Genomic DNA, 16,250 nt, shown 5'->3' on the forward strand with positions numbered 1-16,250 from the left:
CAACTCGGTGTCCTTGGCGGTGATCGCGCCGCCCGCGCTGTGCGTGTTCACCGAGACGGCGAGGGAGTCGTAGCCGAGCGTCTGCTCGGAGTGGTGGTCCAACTCCTCCTGGATCGCCGATACATGGACGACCATCGCGGCGGCGGCGAGGTGTCCGGGGAAGGAGTAGGTACGGCGCAGCGCGCCGCCCGAGACCTCCCAGCCGGGCAGCGCCCCGAGTGCCTCAGCGGTCTCCTGCTCGGTCAGCGGCTCGGGTGGCATCACGGCCCCCTTTCCGGACGTACGCACGCCCTGTCGGCTCCCGCGGGCCGCCCGACGCGGGGCAGCCCGACTCGCGACGCCACCCTGCCATGCGCGCGGCGGTCCGACGGGCAGGCGGGAGCGGGGAGTTCGGCCGTCACCGTCGACACCCGCCCACCCACCGAGGGTGACCGCCCAGAAGACACGCGTCCCCGCACTGGTGCCAGCCCCCCAACCGATGGGCGGGCCAAGCGGCTGTCCGCGACCTCCCCTCGGCGGAGAGGCTCGACGGCATGACGACAGCACCACACCTGCCGCCGCCTGCGAGCGAACAGCCCCCGAGCAGGGGAAGCGACTTCGCCGGCCTCTCCCGACAGATCGGCGCCGCGGACCTGCTCCGCCGCCGCCCCGGCTACTACGCCGCACGCATCGCCCTCGTGGTTCTCGCGGCGGCCGGATGCGGCGCCGCCTTCCTCCTCCTCGGCGAGAGCTGGTGGCAGCTCGCGGTCGCCGTCGTACTCGGACTCGTCTACGGGCAACTGGCACTGCTCGCACACGACGTGGCGCACCGGCAGGTGTTCGCCTCGCGCGCCTGGAGCGAGCGCGCCGGCCGGCTCCTCGGCAACCTCGGCATCGGGATGTCGTACGGCTGGTGGATGAACAAGCACACGCGGCACCACGCCAACCCCAACCACGAGGAGCACGACCCGGACGTCGCGCCGGACATCCTGGTCTGGTCGCGCGAGCAGGCGGCGCAGTCGCGCGGCGTCCCGCGGTTCATCGGGCGCCACCAGGCCGCATTCTTCTTCCCGCTCCTCACGCTGGAAGGGTTCAACCTCCACGTCTCCAGCGTCCGCGCGCTCCGCCGGCGGCACATGAAGCGCCCGTTCCTCGAAGGTTCGCTGCTCCTCGTCCACTTCGCCGGCTACCTCGCCGCGCTCTTCGTCCTGCTGCCGCCCGGCACGGCCGTCGCCTTCCTGCTGGTGCACCACGCCGTCTTCGGCGTCTACCTCGGCTCGATCTTCGCGCCCAACCACAAGGGCATGCCCACGCTCAAGGGCGACGAGCGCCCGGACTTCCTCCGCCGCCAGGTCCTCACCTCGCGCAACGTGCGCGGCGGCCCCTTCACCGACGTCCTCCTCGGCGGCCTCAACTACCAGATCGAGCACCACCTCTTCCCGAGCATGCCCACACCCCACCTGCGCCGCGCGCGCCCGCTCGTCCGCCGGCACTGCGCCGAACTCGGCATCCCCTACCACGAGACGGGGCTGTTCACCTCGTGGTGCGAGGCGCTCCGGCACATGCGGGAGGTGGGCGAGCCGCTGCGGAACTGAGCGGGGCCCGGAGGCGACCGCGCCCGTCAGGACGGGCGCGCCGTCCGCTTCTCCGGCTCCCGCACCGCCGTCGCGCCCCACAACTCCCCCGCGTAGGCGGCGGACTCCGAGAGCCAGCGCCGCAGCACCGCGTGGATGCGCTCGGCGCCGACGAGTTCGTCGCCGTCCTCGGTGGGCGGGGAGAGCGTGAGCGGCGAGAGCAGGAACGGCTCGCTCTGCTCGCCGCCGAGGCCGCCGTGGGAGCCGATCTGCTCCTCGAAGGCGTGCACGGCACCGCTCCCGTCGACCGCCGAGTTGACCATGACGTCGGCCACGTGCGGGAACCCGGCGGTACGCCGCACCGCCGCAGCGGCACCGGGCCCGAAAGGCGCGAGCGGATCGCCCGGTCCGACGACCTCCCCGGTCGCGAGCCGGTGCTCGCTCCCGCCCGCACCGAGGACGACGGGCCCGTGCCGCTCGCTCCGCACGAGGACGAAACCGACGCCCGGATGGTCCGCGAGGGCGCGCAGCAACGCCGGTGAGCGCATCCCGAGTTGCTCGCGGGTCATGCGCCCCGGCACGTCGGGGAAGGAGACGAGGCCGAGGTTGCCCGAGCAGAGGACGACGGGCCCCGCCGACCGGGGCGGCTTGCGCGGCACCTCCTGCCCGTCCTCCTCGGGCCGGTGGAGCGCCGTGCGGGCCGCGGTGCGGGCCTCGGACCCGCTCACCGTCCGCCGCGCGCGGCGCCGTACGGGCAGGCCGCAGCCCGCGCGCACCAGCTCCTCCAGCGTCAGCCCGTACGCGCTCTCGAAGGTCTCGCCGAAGCTCTGGCCGTGGTCGGAGAGGAGCACCAGCCGGTAGGGCCGCGGGGAGCGTTCGGCGACCTTCGCGATGAGCGCGATCGACCGGTCGAGCCGGCGGAGCACCTGCCGCGCGTCGCGGCTGCGGGGGCCCGAGTGGTGCGCCACCTCGTCGTAGGCGACGAGGTCCGCGTAGACCGCGGTGCGCCCGCTGAGGAGGTCGCCGAGCACGGCGGTGACGACGACGTCGCGCTCCACGACGGTCGCGAAGGCGCGGAGGAAGGGGTACAGCCCGCCCCTGCTGACGCGCGGCGCCTCCCGCCGCAGCCGCGACCGCGTGGCCTGCGCCAGCTCGCGGAACACCTCGGCGACGAACGAGACGACCGTGCGCGTCGCGTTGGCCGGGTCGGAGAAGTAGGCGAAGTACCCGGCCCTCGAACGGGTCTCCTTGCCGCGGCGTGCGGCGATCGAGAGGACGAGCGCGACCTGTGCGGCGCCGCCGCTGAAGAGGTTGCCCCTGCTCGCCCCGTCGAGCGCGAGCAGCCCGCGGTCCCCGGTGCGCGCGACGGCCCTGCGCTGGAGCTCGACCGCGCTGGAGGGCCGGTTGCTCACCATCACCTCGCCCGTCTCCTTCTCGTACCAGCGGAAGGCGGGGACGTCCTCGTTGCTGCCGTGGAGGATGCCGAGCTGGCTGGCGCCGGTCTGGCTCGACCAGTCGGTGCGCCAGCGGCTGAGCCGGTGGGTGCTTCCGCACATCGCGGCGACCGTCGGCATCAACGGCTCGGAGCCGTCGGGCGGCTCGACCGCGTCGCGGAGGACGGCGTGGCCCACGCCGTCGAGTTGGAGGAAGACGATGCCGGGCGTGACCGGGCCGCGGCGCGGTCCCTCGCGTCTGCGCCTGCGGTAGGCGAGGCGGGAGAGGCGGCGGCGGTACGCGCCGTCGTCCCTGACCGTGAGGAAGGTGCTCGTCGCCGAGGAGGTGGCGGACATCACCGCGGCGACGACGACGGCCGTCGTCGGGTCCGTGCTGCCCCGCCCGTAGGGGATGAGGTTGATCGCCAGCCACAGCAGCGACCCGTTGAGGAAGAAGACGAGAGCGCCGAGGACGGCCGCGGGGACGAGCAGCAGCGCCCGCACGAGGACGGGCCACACCAGCGCCCCCAGCAGGCCGAAGGCGCCGGCGCCGATCGCCGCCGTGATGCCGATCCGGGTGGCGCTGTCGCCGTCGGCCGACTGGAGCCGGAAGTCCGGCAGGACGGCGGCGAGCACCAGCATCGTCAGCGTGCCGACCGCCCAGACGGCGCAGACCCGCAGGAGGCCCGCACCGAGGGTGCGCCACGGTGGCAGCCGGCGTCGCACTCCGTCTCCCCTCTGGGGTACGGCACTTGGGCAGGGGGCCGTACCGTCGCGTTGCGGTCTCGATCAGGCACCCGGCTCCTCCCCGACGCGGGCACTACGTCCACTTTTTCACAGTCCGGTGCGCTGCCGGGCCCCACCCGGAGCCGCGGGGCCGGTCCCGGTGTGCGCGGGGGCGCCGTAGGGTCGTGGAGTGGAAGGGTCGGCCGGGCAGCGGCGGCCGGCGGCGCAGGAGGAGGTTCCGTGGCGGTCGAGGTCACCTGGTGGGGTCACGCCACCGCGACGGTGCTGGACTCGGGGACGACGGTCCTCACCGATCCGCTCCTCGTCCACCGCCTCGCCCACCTCCGGCGCAGGCGGGGCCAACTGCCGCCCGCGCGGGCCGCGGAGGCCGACCTGGTCCTCGTCTCCCACCTGCACGCCGACCACCTCCACGTCGGCTCGCTGGCGCGGCTGGCGGCCGGTACCCGTGTCGTCGTCCCGGCCGGAGCGGTGCGGGCGGTGCCGGGGCTGCGGCGGCTCGCCAAGGTGCTGCGGTTCGAGGAGGTCGCCGCCGGCGACCTGGTGCGCGCGGGAGCGCTCACGGTGCGCGCGGTGCCGGCGGCGCACGACGGCCGGCGCCTGCCGTACGGCCCGCACCGTGCGCCCGCGCTCGGCTACGTCATCGAGGGCGAGGCCCGCACCTACTTCGCGGGCGACACCGGCCTGTGGGACGGCATGGCGAAGGCGGTCGGCCCCGTCGACGTGGCGCTGCTGCCGGTCGGCGGCTGGGGGCCCTTCCTCGGCAGCGAGCACCTCGACGCGCGCCGGGCCGCCGACGCCGCGGCGCTCCTCGCGCCGGCGTGCGCCGTGCCCGTCCACTACGGCACGTACTGGCCGATCGGCCTCGACGCGGTGCGTCCGCACGAGTTCCACTCGCCCGGCACGGAGTTCGTGCGCATGGCAGCGCACCATGCGCCCGCCGTCGAGGCCCACCTCCTCGGGCACGGCGAACACGTGCGGTGGGGTGCTGCCGGGTGACCGAGTTCCTGGAGCAGCTCGCGCGTACGGGCCGCGAGCTGCTCGCCGCCGCGGGCGAGGCGGCCGTGCCGCCGGAATCCACGCAGCAGGCGGTGGGGTATCCGTCGCTCTTCCTTCTCGTGGTGCTGGGTTCGCTCGTGCCCGTCGTGCCGACAGGGGCCCTGGTGAGCGGTTCCGCCGTGGTGGCGCTCCACCAGAGCGTGCCCGTCCTCTCGCTGCTGACGGTCTTCGGCGTCTCCGCCTTCGCCGCGTTCCTCGGCGACCTCGGACTCTACTGGCTGGGGCAGCGGGGCGTCGGCTCGAAGAACGGCTCGCGGTGGCTCTCCCGACTCCGCGAACGCGTCGCGCCCGACCGGCTGGCCCAGGCCCACGACCAGCTCCGCCGGCACGGCGTACTCGTCCTCGTGCTCTCGCGGTTGCTGCCCGCCGGGCGCATCCCCGTGATGCTCGCCTGCCTGCTGGCGCGGATGCCGGTGCGCGAGTTCGTCCGCGGCGACGTGCCCGCCTGCCTCGTCTGGGCCGCCGCCTACCAGGCGATCGGCATCCTCGGCGGCGCGCTCTTTCCCGAGCCGTGGGAGGGGGTGGCCGCGGCGGTCGGGCTGACGCTGCTGGTGAGCGCGGCGCCGTCGCTGTGGCGGCGGCTGCGCCGGGGCCGGAAGAGGACGGGCTGATCCGGCGGGTCCCGACACCCGTGCGCCGGGCGGCAGTCGGCCGCCCGTCCCGGTGAGAGAGAGCCGCGGCCCGCGGCCGCCGCCGTTCTCCTACAGTGCCGGGCCCCGAAGCAGAGGAGGCTCGCGTGTCCGAGAGCCGGGACGCCACCGCGACCGCGGCGGCCCTCAGAAGAGGCGAGACCGACGCGCGCACCGTGGTGGAGGACGCTGTCGCGCGGATCGAACGGCTCGACCCCGTCCACAACGCGGTCGTCCACACCCGGTTCGAGGAGGCGCTCGCCGAGGTGGACGCCGGGCTGCCGGACGGCCCGCTGCGCGGTGTGCCGGTCCTCGTGAAGGATCTCGGTACGGAGGTCGCGGGGGTGCGGGCGACGGGCGGCAGCCGGCTCTTCGCCGAGGAGGTCGCGGCGCGCGACAGCGAACTCGTCGCGCGCTACCGCCGCGCCGGCATGGTCGTCCTCGGTACCACCAACACACCCGAACTCGGCCTCAGCACCAGCACGGAGCCGACGCTGCACGGGCCGACCCGCAACCCGTGGAGCGCCGTCCACTCGGCAGGCGGTTCCAGCGGTGGCTCCGCGGCCGCGGTGGCGTCCGGCATGGTCCCCGTCGCGCACGGCAGCGACGGTGGCGGCTCGATCCGCATCCCGTCGGCGGCGTGCGGGCTGTTCGGCCTCAAGCCGAGCCGCGGCCGGATCTCGCCGGCACCCCGGCCGACCACCCTGTCAGGGCTGGTGTCGGTCCACCACGCCCTCACCACGACGGTGCGCGACAGCGCGCTGCTCCTCGACGTCGCGGCAGGACCGCTCCCCGGCGACGCGTACGCCGCTCCCACGCCGGCCGCTTCGTTCGCCGCGCTCGCCCGCCGGGAGCCGGGGCGGTTGCGGATCGGCCTGCTCGCCGGGCTGCCCGACGGCCCCGAGGTGCACCCCGAAGCGGTCGGTGCGGCGCTCGCGGCGGCGCGGTTGTGCGAGGGCCTCGGCCACGAGGTGACCGAAGCACCCGCGCCCTACCGGCCGTCGGAGGTGGCGGCGACCTCGTCCGTGCTCATGGGGTGCGAACTGCTCGCGCTCCTCGACGAGCGGCTCGGCAAGCTGGGACGGGCGCTCGCCGACGACGACGTCGAACCCTTCACGCGCGTCGTCCACGAGCACCACCGCACGCAGTCCGCCGCGGACGTCGGCCGTGCGCTGCGGCGCGCGCAGCAGATCGGCTGGGAGGTCGGCGCCGCCTTCCGGACCTACGACGTGCTGCTGGGCCCGACCCTCGCGCAGCCGACCCCGCGGCTGGGCGTGCTCGACACGCGGCGGCCGGAGACGATCTACCGACACGGCGCCACGTACTCCGCGTTCACCAGCGTCCACAACGTCACCGGCATGCCGGCGATGTCCGTCCCGTTCGGCCACGGCGCCGAAGGGCTCCCGCTCGGCGTCCAGTTCGCCGCCGACCTCGGCGGGGAGGGGCTGCTCCTGTCGCTCGCAACGCAGTTGGAGCAGGCGGCGCCGTGGCGTCGGACCGTGGACGGCTGAGGGGATCGACGACGGACGCGAACTCGCGGGCGTGGCAGTCCGGCCCGAGCCTCCCGGTACGCGGTCGGCCCGGTTCACGCCGCACACCGCAACTTCCCTGCACCCAGGCGAAGTTCGACCGTCCCGGTAGCCGGGACCGAAGGCGAGCGCGTCCGCCCTTCTGTGTCTCACTGAGTGTCCCGCCCCGACCGACGGCATCGCCCCGCTCTCCGCGGTCCGGCAAGGCACCCGCGAGCCCGCCCGTCTCCTCGACGAAGGATCACGATGGCACCCCACTCGAAGACCGTGCTCGGCGAAGTGCCCAGGCGCCGGGTGTTCGCCGTGCTCGCGCTGATCGTCCTCTTCTCCGAGATCGCCACCTTCGAAATCCTCATGGTCTACCCGGCGCTGCCCGCCATGACCCGGGAGTTCGAGACCGTCCACATCGCCTGGGTCTCCTCGATCCTGACGCTGGCGGGGGCGACGGTGATGCCGCTGATCGGCAAGGCCGCGGACAAGTGGGGCAAGAAGCGGGTGATCGTGCTGCTCGGCGGCGTCTTCGTCGCCGGGAGCGTCGTCTGCGCGGTGGCGCCCTCGCTGCCGGTGCTGCTGGCGGGCAGGGCGCTCCAGGGGTGCCTCGTCGGCGTCGTGACGATGTCGTACAGCCTCGTGCGGGACATCATGCCGCGGGAGTTCGTGCCCATCGCGCTGGGGACCGTGGTGACCGGCGTCGGCATGTCCGGCATCGCGGGGCCGTTCCTCGCCGGCTGGCTCCTCGACGACTACGGGTACACCGGCATCTTCTGGTTCCTCGCCCTCTACGTGGCCGTCCTGCTGCCGCTCTTCGGAGCGCTGGTGCCGGAGAGCCCCGTCCGCGTCTCCCGGCCCATCGACTACCCCGGGACCGCGCTGCTCGGCCCCGGGATCGGTGTGGTGCTGCTCGGCGTCACCCAGGGAGGCGACTGGGGCTGGAGCTCGGCGCGCACCGTGGCTCTCCTCGTCGCCGGGGTCGCGATGCTCGCCGGCTTCGTCTGCTGGGAACGCGTCTGCCGCAACCCGCTGATCGACCTGAAGGTGCTCACGGGACGCAGGTTCGGACCGACCGTGCTCGCCGTCTCCTGTGTGGCGTACATGATGAACGCGCACTCCTTCCTCGTCCCCACGATGCTGATGACGCCGGGCGAGACCCCGGGGATCGGCTACGGCGCCGGGCTGTCGGCGACCGAGTACGCGATCTGGACGTGCCCCATGGGCCTCGCGGGGATGTTCCTCGGGCCGCTCGGCGGCTACCTGTCCAAGAAGGTCGGCGCGCGCCAGGTCCTCCTCGCCTCCGCCGTGCTGTTCCTGCTCGCGATGTACCTGGGCTCGCGGTTGTTCACCGTGCAGTGGCAGGTGGGGCTCGTGAGCCTGACCGTCGGCTGCGCGGTGGGCTTCCTGCACTCCTCCAACGCCAACCTCGTCCAGGACGCGCTGCCCGAGTCGCAGAGCGGTGTGGGCAACTCGATAGGCGGCATGAGCGCGCTGTTGACCGCCGGGATCGCCACGGCCGTCACCGGGGCGATCATGTCGAACGACGTGCTCGGCGTCGATCCGCGCACCCACTCGGTGCTCTACGACGACCGTGCGCTGACCAACGGCTTCCTCGCCGCGGCGGCCGTGGGCACGGTCGGCCTGGCGGTCGTCCTCCTCATGCGGCACGGGCGGGCTCCCGCGCAGGGGGGCCTCGTCGAGCAGGAGGACGGCGTCCGCGGGACCTCCCCCGCCGAGCCCGTCGGGTGACCACTGACTCGCGGGGCCACCGGCCGGACCGCCGAGACCGGAAGCGCCCCTCCGTCTCCGGGCATCCGCCCGCGGGGCGCGCGCCGTCCGGCGACGCGCCGCACGGCCGGTGCCGGACGTCCGACCCCGACCGGGCGCGAGTATCACCTCCCGGGACCCGAACTCCCCTGCCCCCGGCCGCCGTCGGGCGTCCCGTGGACGGCTCCGGCCGGCTCCAGCACGCGCGAGGCTCCGACCGGCAGGTCCCACAGGTCGTCCCGGTCGAGGCCGGCCGCGCGCCAGGCGGCCCGGACGCGCCGCAGCGGCTCCAGCGGCGGCTCGGCCGAGAGCAGGAACGTCGCCCAGTGCATGGGGGCCATGCGCCGTGCACCGACGTCGAGGCACGCCTGGACGGCCTCCTCGGGATCGGTGTGGACGGGTCGGAGCATCCAGCGCGGGTCGTAGGCGCCGATCGGGAGCAGGCCGAGGTCGATCCCGGGGAAGGCTTCGCCGATCTCGCGGAAGAAGTGGCCGTACCCGGTGTCGCCCGCGAAGTAGACGCGGCGGCCGTCGGGTGCGGTGAGGACCCAGCCTCCCCACAGGGAGCGGCAGGTGTCGGTGAGCGTCCGCTTCGACCAGTGGTGCGCAGGGACGAAGTCGAACCGCACACGGGGCCGCTCGCCGAGTCCCGCCGCGCCCTCGGCCGCGGGGAGTTCGGCGCCCTCCCACCAGTCGAGCTCGGTGACGGTGGTGAAGCCGCGCTTGCGGCACCAGCCGCCGAGCCCGGCCGGGACGAAGAGCGGTGTCGCGCGCGGCAGGCGGCGCAGCGTGGGCGCGTCGAGGTGGTCGTAGTGGTTGTGCGAGAGCACCACCGCGTCGATCGTCGGCAGGTCCTCCCAGACGAAGCCGACGGGCGTGATCCGCACCGGTGTACCGAGGATGCGGCGGCTCCAGACCGGGTCGGTGAGGACGGTGAGCCCTCCGATGCGCAGGACCCAACTGGCGTGCCCCGCCCAGCCGATCGCGAGCGCACGGGCGTCCACCTGGGGGAGCGGCGCCGGCGCGTACGGCAGCTCGGAGAGCTCCGCGCGCAGGGACGTCGCGCTCGGGCGCATGGCGCCTTCGCGCGCGAGGCGCGCGAACGCCCGTACGCCGGGCAGCGGATCGGTGAGGCGGTCGGCGAAGGAGCGCGGCCAGTGCCGCTTGGCGCCGAGCGGATGCGCCTCGTCCGACGGGCGCTTGGGCGCGGGGTGCGCCGACGGGGCGCGGTCGCGCTCGGCGGCGCGGCTTACGGAGTCGTCGTGCGCACCGCAGCCGCACGGCTCTTCGGCCCACCGCAGCTCCCGTGGCTGGTGGGTGCCTTCGGGCAGGCCGGGCGCCACCCGCCCGGCGCCGCCCGTTCCGTCCGCCGGACTGCGGGGGTCCCGGTCGCGGGCGACCCGGGGGTCGGTGCTTCCCGGGTACTCGGGGGCGCCCGGGTGCTCGATGTCCTTCCGGTGGCCTTCCGCCTGTCCGTCCGCGCGTTCTGTCACCGAGCAGAGCTCCCATCCGTGAGTGCGCCGAGTGCGGTGTGCGCGGCGGCGAGCGCCTCGGCCACCGCCGGCTCTTCGAGCGGGTCCACTGCGGGGACCGCGTCCCACGCCTCCGGTGGCAGGCCGGCGGCGAGCGCATCCGTGGAGAGGCGGACGCGGAGGGCCGCCGGGTCGTCGCCGAAGCGGTGCCCGCCTTGCACGTACGGGCCGAGGCAGCTGACGAGCGCCGCCTCCAGCCGGGGCGCGTCGGTCACGCCTGCGGACGCCAACTCGCCCCTGCACGGCTCGAAATCGGCGTAGAGCCCGCGCGCCGCTCGCGGGGGCCGGCAGACCGCGCCGGCCGCGGTGACCGCGCCGTGCAAGGCGCGGGCGAGGGCGCCGTGGAGCGCGGCCGACGCGGTGCGCCGGGTGCGCAGCGCCGGAGGCTCCGCGAGCGCCTCGGCCGCCTCCCGCTCCGCCTGCGCCGTCGGCTCGGCACGCAGCGTACGGAGGACGCCGGCGGCGCCGGCGTGGAGCGCCTCTCCCCGCTCGGTGTCGGGGAAGCGGGCGAGCCCGGCGCGCCCGCCGGGCGGCAGGAGTGCGGCACCGAGCTCGACGAGGACGACGACGGAGCCGGCGTACACGGTGTCGTGGAGCATCTCGGCCGGCGAGACGGTGACCGTGCCGTGCGTGTCGTGCGAGGCGTCGCGCCAGCTCTCGTCGCTGACGACGAGGAGGCCCTCGTCGGCGGCGGCTTCGCAGACCTCGTGGAGGAGCTCGGGCGGTACCGCGGTGCCCGTCACTTCATCGGCGATCGAGAGGACGAGGACGCGAGGGCGCTCGCCCTCCGCGCGCGCCCGCCGCACCGTCTCCAGCAGCGCGACCGGATCGGGTACGCCGCCGCACTCCGCGGGGGTGGCGACCCTCCGCACCCGGCGGTCGAGGAGCCGCGCCTGCGTCGCGTACCACGCGGGGCAGGGACTCGGGAGCAGGACGGCGCCACGTCCCGTCTCGCCCGGGGGTGCGGAGGCGGCGGCGGACGCGAGCGTGGCGAGGAGGAGCAGCGGGGCCGAAGGCGCTGCGAGGGTCTGCGCGGGGGCGGTGGCGATCCCTCTCCGCTCCCAGTAGGCGCAGGCGGCGCCCGTCACGGTGTGCGGCGCGGCGGGTTTGGGCACCGTCTTCTTCTCGCTGCTCCGCATCGCCTGCCGCCTCCGTCCCGCCTGCGACCGTACGGGCGCCCGTAGATCAGACAAAACGCCCAGTGGCACCACCTTGGCAGAACCCCATGGCACGCGGAACGGCGACACCGCCCCGTTCACCCGCCGGCGCGCGCCGGGGTGCCGTCCGCAAGCGGGGCACGCCGGGGCGCGGGGCCACCCAGGGGATCGACCTGACGAGGCGCCGAGACGCCAACTACCCTGCTGGGCATGGATATTCTGGGGACCTCGCTGCGAGTCTGCGTCGACGATCTGGATGCCGCCGTACCGGTGTACGAACGGCTGGCGAACTCCGAGGCGGCCAGATTCCGCCAGGGCCCCGTCGAGGTCGCGGCGGTGGGGCCGTTCTTTCTGATGAGCGGGCCCGAGGGCCACCTCGCCGTGCTCGGCAAGGTGGCGGCGACGCTCGCCGTGAAGGACGTCGGCGAGGCGGTGAGCGATCTCCAGGCGGTCGGCGCGGAGATCGTCGCGGGGCCGAGTGCGACGCCGATCGGGCGGAGCCTCGTCGCGCGCCACCCCGACGGCACCTTCTTCGAGTACGTGGACCGGCAGGGCGGCTGAACGCCGCAGCGCACCGGCGCCGGCTCGGGGGCGGCGCCGGTGCGCGGGAACCCCCCGCCCCGCGGGCGGGGGATGCGGCGTCAGGGCTGGACGACGATCTTGCGTCCCTGGCCCGCGGCGAACCGCTCCATCGCCTGCGGGTACTCGTCGAGCGGCATCCGGTCCGAGATGAAGACCTCCGGGTCGAGGACGCCCGTCGCGAAGAGTTCGGCCGCCCGCTCGTAGCTGTGGAGCACCGCCATCGAGCCGGTGATGGTGATCTCCTGGTTGTAGATCCGGTACGGCTCGATCGTCGCCCGCGTCGCGTAGTCGGCGACGCCGAACTGGAGGAAGGTGCCGGCCTTGGCGACGCGTTCGAGCCCGTCCTGGATCGCGGTGCCGTTGCCGGTCGCGTCGATCACCAGGTCCCAGCCGCCGGGGCGGTCGAGCTCGTCGGCGCCGGCCGCCACTGCGGTGCACCCCAACTGGTCGGCCGTGGCGAGGCGTTCGGGGTTGACGTCGAGGACGTCGACGGTCGCGGCGCCCGTGCGCTTCGCGAGCTGGAGCATCATCAGGCCCATCGTCCCGCTGCCGTAGATGAGGACGTGCGAGGCGAGGGTCGAGCGCAGGACGTCGTAGCCGCGGACCGCGCAGGAGAGGGGCTCGATGAGCGCCGCGTCCTCGGTGCGCACGTGCTCGGGGAGCCGGACGCAGTTGGCGACGGGTGCCACGGCGTACTCGGCCGCGCCGCCCGCGGTCGTGACGCCGATCGCGTTCCAGCGGTCGCAGAGGTTGTTGTGACCGGTCCGGCAGTAGCGGCACTCGAAGCAGTAGAGCGAAGGGTCGACGGCGACGCGGTCGCCCACGCCCACCTCGGTGACCGCGCTGCCCACGGCGGCCACCTCACCGGCGAACTCGTGCCCCGGCACCAGTGGCAGCGAGGGCGCGAACTCCCCCTGCAGGATGTGGAGATCGGTCCCGCAGATCCCGCAGGCGGTGACGTCGACGACGACCTCGCGCGGCCCGGGCGTCGGGTCGGGGACGGTGGTGAGGGAGACCTTGCCGGGCTCCTCTACGAGTGCGGCCTTCACTTGACTGCTCCTAGCGACAGGCCCTGGACGAGTTTGTCCTGGGCGGCGAACCCTGCGGCGAGCACCGGCAGGGAGATCACGAGGGACGCGGCGCACACCTTCGCCAGGAAGAGCCCCTGACTGGTGATGAAACCGGTGAGGAAGACGGGCGAGGTCTGCGCCACTACGCCGGTGAGCACCCGCGCGAAGAGCATCTCGTTCCAGGAGAAGATGAAGCAGATCAGCGCCGTCGCCGCGATCCCTGGCCCGGCGACGGGCGCCACCACCCGTGCGAGGACGGTCGGCAGCCGCGCCCCGTCGATCTGCGCCGCCTCGATCAGCGAGACCGGCACCTCGGCGAGGAACGACTGCATCATCCACACCGCGATCGGCAGGTTCATCGAGGTGTAGAGGATGACGAGGAGCCAGACGTTGTCCAGAAAGCCGGTGTTCTTGGCGAAGAGGTAGATCGGCAGCAGGCCGGCGACGAGCGGCAGCATCTTCGTGGAGAGGAAGAAGAAGAGCACGTCCGTCCACCGCTTCACCGGGCGGATGGAGAGCGCGTACGCCGCCGGCATGGCGAGGAGGAGCACCAGCACCGTCGAACAGATCGACGCCGTCGCGGAGTTGGCCAGCGCGGGCCAGGGGCTGGCGCCGCCGCCGACCCCGAAGAAGTCGCGGTAGCCGTCCAGGGTGAGGGGGGCCGCGAGGGAGGGCGGGTTGGTGGCCGCGTCGCCCTCGGAGTGGAAGGAGGTGAGGAGCATCCACAGCATCGGCAGCACGAAGAGGATGCCCACGATCCACGCGAGCAGCCCGAGCGCGGCCCCCGCGGTGCGGTTGCGCCCGACGCGCGTGGTGGGCGCGGGCGGGCCGCCGGTGCTGACGGCGGCGGGAGGAGCCTGGGTGGGGGCGCTCATGAGCGGGCCTCCTCGCGGAAGAGGGACGAGACCACCCGCAGCGCGAAGGTGGCGATGATCAGCGAACCGATGACGACGAGCACGCCGGCCGCCGAGGCGAGTCCGTACTCGTGGCCCTGGTAGAAGGTCTGGTAGATGGTGTAGGGCAGGTTGGCCGTGCCGAGGCCGCCCGAGGTGATCGTGAAGACGGCGTCGAAGTTCTGCACGATGTAGATCGAGCCGAGCAGCACGCCGAGTTCGAGGTAGCGCCGCAGGTGCGGCAGCGTCAGGTAGCGGAAGATCTGCCAAGTGCCGGCCCCGTCGACGCGGGCCGCCTCGATCACCTCGGGCGGGCGGGACTGCAGCCCGGCGAGCAGGATCAGCATCATGAACGGCGTCCACTGCCAGATCAGCGAGACCTCGACGGCGACGAGCGGCATCTCCGCCACCCAGTCCGGCTGGGGCGCGTCGCCCCCGAAGAGGTTCCACACGGCGTTGAGGAGGCCGTTGACGAGGCCGTACTCAGGGTTGTAGAGGACGTGCTTCCACAGCAGCGCCGCCGCCACGGGGACGAGCAGGAAGGGGGCGATGAGCATCGTGCGGACGGCCGCGCGTCCCCGGAACTTCCGGTCGAGGAGGAGCGCCAGGAGGAGGCCGAGCACCAGGCTGACGAGGACGACGACGACCGTGAGGACGATCGTGGTCAGCACCGACTTGCGGAGTTCGGCGTCGCCGAGCACCTCCGCGTAGTTGGCGAAGCCGTCGAAGCCGCGCGCCTGGGGGTACAGCGCGTTCCAGTCGAAGAGGGAGATCACCACCGTCGCCACCATGGGGAGCTGGGTGACGATGATGAGGAAGACGAGCGCGGGCAGCAGCGGGGCGCGGGTGACCCAGGCGCGGAGCTTCTGCGGCGGCGCCGGCCTGCGCTCGCCCGAGGCGGGCGCAGGGGGCGTGGTGGTGTGTGTGGTCATCGGCCCTCGTACTCCTCAGCGACCTCGTTCGCGAGCTGCTGTGACTTCTTCAGCGCCGACTCGACCGACTGGCGTCCGGCGATGGCCGCGCTGATCTCCTGCGAGACCTTGGTCCCCAGGTCGGAGAACTCGGGGATGTCGACGAACTGGATGCCGATCGTGGGGCGTTGCTGCACGCCGGGATCGCGGGGATCGGCCTCGACGACGGCCTTCCGCGTCACCTCGGCGAAGGCGCCGGCCGCCTTCCGGTACTCCGGGTACTCGTAGGTGGAGGCGCGCTTGCCCGCGGGGACGTTCGCCCAGCCGCTCTCCTCGCCGACGAGGCGCTCGTACTTCTTGCCCGAGGCCCAGGAGATGAACTTCCACGCCTTGTCCTTGTTCTGGGACGCCTCCTGGAGCCCCCAGGCCCAGCTGTAGAGCCAGCCGGAGGCGTCGGTGCGCACCACGGGCGCGGGCACGTACCCGATCTTCCCCTTCACCGGCGACTTCGCCGCCTCCAGGGAGCCGGCGCCGGCCGTGGCGTCGTACCACATGGCCGTCTTGCCCTGGGTCATGTTGTTGAGGCACTCGGCGTAGCCGGACTGCGCGGCGCCGGACTGGCCGTGCTTGCGGACGAGGTCGACGTAGAACTTGGTGGCCTTGTGGAAGGCGGGCGAGTCGAGCTTCGCGTTCCAGTCCTTGTCGAACCAGGTGCCGCCGAAGGTGTTGACGACGCTCGTCAGCGGGGCGATCACCTCGCCCCAACCGGGCAGCCCGCGCAGGCAGATGCCCTTGAGGCCCTTCTTCGCGCCGTCCGCCTTCGCGGCGAGCTCGGCGACCTGGGGCCAGGTGGGCTTCTCCGGCATCTTCAGGCCGGCTTCCTCGAAGACGTCCTTGCGGTACATCAGGAAGGAGGACTCGCCGTAGAAGGGCTGCGCGTACATCTTGCCGTCCTCGCCGCTGAGGGACTGGCGGATGGAGGGGAGGACGTCCTTCTGGTCGAAGTGCCGGTCCTTGCGCGTGTACTCGTCGAGCGGGTGCAGCCAGCCGTTCTTCGCGTAGATCGGCGTCTCGTAGTTGCTGAGGGTGGCGACGTCGTACTGGCCGGCCTGGTTGGCGAAGTCCTGGCCAATCTTGTCGCGGACGTCGTTCTCGGGGAGCACGGTGAAGTTGACCTTGATGCCGGTCTCCGCGGTGAAGTGCTTGGCCGTGAGCTTCTGCAACTCCACCATCTGCGGGTTGTTCACCATCAGCACGTTGATGGTGTCACCGCCGGAACCGGCGCCTCCTGCTCCGGCGCAGCCGGCGAGCAGCGCGCAGGCTGCCGCCGACCCTATGACCGCGCGCGCCCTGTAGCGGCTCTGGCTGCGCATCGTTGGACTCCTGGGATCGAGGGACGT

14 protein-coding genes are annotated in these 16,250 nt (G+C 73.5%); 6 read left to right on the forward strand and 8 right to left on the reverse strand.

From position 1 onward, the window contains the following. Positions 1–261 (reverse strand): 4a-hydroxytetrahydrobiopterin dehydratase (locus tag UWG_RS0114985; RefSeq protein ID WP_016908034.1); only part of this gene is annotated, 261 nt, incomplete at its 3' end. Positions 262–533: 272 nt separating this feature from the next. Between UWG_RS0114985 and UWG_RS0114990 the strand changes: the two genes are divergently transcribed. Continuing rightward, on the forward strand, positions 534–1,574 hold the full coding sequence (locus UWG_RS0114990) for a fatty acid desaturase family protein (protein ID WP_016908035.1): 1,041 nt from the start codon (positions 534–536) through the stop codon (positions 1,572–1,574). 26 nt (positions 1,575–1,600) lie between these two features. Here UWG_RS0114990 and UWG_RS0114995 read toward each other — a convergent pair whose 3' ends face one another. Then, positions 1,601–3,712 (reverse strand): phage holin family protein, encoded by a 2,112-nt coding sequence (locus tag UWG_RS0114995; protein ID WP_016908036.1) that lies wholly within the window; start codon positions 3,710–3,712, stop codon positions 1,601–1,603. A 240-nt stretch (positions 3,713–3,952) separates the two neighbouring features. Between UWG_RS0114995 and UWG_RS0115000 the strand changes: the two genes are divergently transcribed. The 4 genes from UWG_RS0115000 to UWG_RS0115015 all read left to right on the forward strand — a co-directional run bounded on the left by UWG_RS0115000 (position 3,953) and on the right by UWG_RS0115015 (position 8,687). Beyond that, positions 3,953–4,729: an MBL fold metallo-hydrolase gene (locus tag UWG_RS0115000; protein ID WP_016908037.1), complete on the forward strand. Its 777-nt coding sequence runs from the start codon at positions 3,953–3,955 to the stop codon at positions 4,727–4,729. Between the two features lie 38 nt (positions 4,730–4,767). Beyond that, positions 4,768–5,400, forward strand: coding sequence for a DedA family protein (locus UWG_RS0115005; protein ID WP_106429968.1), 633 nt, complete (start codon positions 4,768–4,770; stop codon positions 5,398–5,400). A gap of 125 nt (positions 5,401–5,525) precedes the next feature. Beyond that, the gene (locus UWG_RS0115010) at positions 5,526–6,929 is read left to right on the forward strand and encodes an amidase (protein WP_016908039.1); all 1,404 of its coding nucleotides are present in this window, start codon (positions 5,526–5,528) and stop codon (positions 6,927–6,929) included. Between the two features lie 264 nt (positions 6,930–7,193). Beyond that, positions 7,194–8,687, forward strand: a complete 1,494-nt coding sequence (locus UWG_RS0115015; protein ID WP_016908040.1) for an MFS transporter — start codon at positions 7,194–7,196, stop codon at positions 8,685–8,687. A 143-nt stretch (positions 8,688–8,830) separates the two neighbouring features. Here the strand turns inward: UWG_RS0115015 and UWG_RS0115020 are convergent, their stop codons facing one another. Next, positions 8,831–10,198 (reverse strand): MBL fold metallo-hydrolase, encoded by a 1,368-nt coding sequence (locus UWG_RS0115020; RefSeq protein ID WP_016908041.1) that lies wholly within the window; start codon positions 10,196–10,198, stop codon positions 8,831–8,833. Continuing rightward, a complete protein-coding gene (locus UWG_RS0115025; protein WP_016908042.1) occupies positions 10,195–11,376 on the reverse strand; it encodes an aminotransferase class I/II-fold pyridoxal phosphate-dependent enzyme in 1,182 nt (393 codons plus the stop codon). The genes UWG_RS0115020 and UWG_RS0115025 overlap by 4 nt, the downstream gene beginning before the upstream one ends. A 228-nt stretch (positions 11,377–11,604) precedes the next feature. On the opposite strand from UWG_RS0115025, the gene UWG_RS0115030 reads away from it, so the two are divergent. Further along, positions 11,605–11,955 (forward strand): VOC family protein, encoded by a 351-nt coding sequence (locus UWG_RS0115030; RefSeq protein ID WP_016908043.1) that lies wholly within the window; start codon positions 11,605–11,607, stop codon positions 11,953–11,955. Positions 11,956–12,035: 80 nt separating this feature from the next. On the opposite strand, the gene UWG_RS0115035 is transcribed toward UWG_RS0115030, so the two are convergent. From UWG_RS0115035 to UWG_RS0115050, 4 genes are read right to left on the reverse strand one after another with little or no spacing between them, the layout of a single operon-like run. Beyond that, positions 12,036–13,025, reverse strand: a complete 990-nt coding sequence (locus UWG_RS0115035; protein WP_016908044.1) for a zinc-dependent alcohol dehydrogenase family protein — start codon at positions 13,023–13,025, stop codon at positions 12,036–12,038. After that, positions 13,022–13,921, reverse strand: a complete 900-nt coding sequence (locus UWG_RS0115040) for a carbohydrate ABC transporter permease (protein ID WP_016908045.1) — start codon at positions 13,919–13,921, stop codon at positions 13,022–13,024. The genes UWG_RS0115035 and UWG_RS0115040 overlap by 4 nt, the downstream gene beginning before the upstream one ends. Further along, positions 13,918–14,871, reverse strand: coding sequence for a carbohydrate ABC transporter permease (locus tag UWG_RS0115045; RefSeq protein ID WP_016908046.1), 954 nt, complete (start codon positions 14,869–14,871; stop codon positions 13,918–13,920). The genes UWG_RS0115040 and UWG_RS0115045 overlap by 4 nt, the downstream gene beginning before the upstream one ends. Next, the gene (locus UWG_RS0115050; protein WP_016908047.1) at positions 14,868–16,223 is read right to left on the reverse strand and encodes an ABC transporter substrate-binding protein; all 1,356 of its coding nucleotides are present in this window, start codon (positions 16,221–16,223) and stop codon (positions 14,868–14,870) included. Before UWG_RS0115050 ends, UWG_RS0115045 begins: the two co-directional genes overlap by 4 nt. Between the last annotated feature and the right edge of the window lie 27 nt (positions 16,224–16,250).

Origin of the sequence: Streptomyces xiaopingdaonensis (genome assembly GCF_000262345.1) — a bacterium.
In the GTDB taxonomy this organism is placed as follows: Bacteria; Actinomycetota; Actinomycetes; order Streptomycetales; family Streptomycetaceae; genus Streptomyces; species Streptomyces xiaopingdaonensis.

Coding starts and splice junctions, on each gene's coding strand:
- UWG_RS0115045 (WP_016908046.1), bottom strand. CDS start 14,871: ATGACCACACACACCACCACGCCCCCTGCGCCCGCCTCGGGCGAGCGC.
- UWG_RS0115025 (WP_016908042.1), bottom strand. CDS start 11,376: ATGCGGAGCAGCGAGAAGAAGACGGTGCCCAAACCCGCCGCGCCGCAC.
- UWG_RS0114990 (WP_016908035.1), top strand. CDS start 534: ATGACGACAGCACCACACCTGCCGCCGCCTGCGAGCGAACAGCCCCCG.
- UWG_RS0115015 (WP_016908040.1), top strand. CDS start 7,194: ATGGCACCCCACTCGAAGACCGTGCTCGGCGAAGTGCCCAGGCGCCGG.
- UWG_RS0115040 (WP_016908045.1), bottom strand. CDS start 13,921: ATGAGCGCCCCCACCCAGGCTCCTCCCGCCGCCGTCAGCACCGGCGGC.
- UWG_RS0115050 (WP_016908047.1), bottom strand. CDS start 16,223: ATGCGCAGCCAGAGCCGCTACAGGGCGCGCGCGGTCATAGGGTCGGCG.
- UWG_RS0115030 (WP_016908043.1), top strand. CDS start 11,605: ATGGATATTCTGGGGACCTCGCTGCGAGTCTGCGTCGACGATCTGGAT.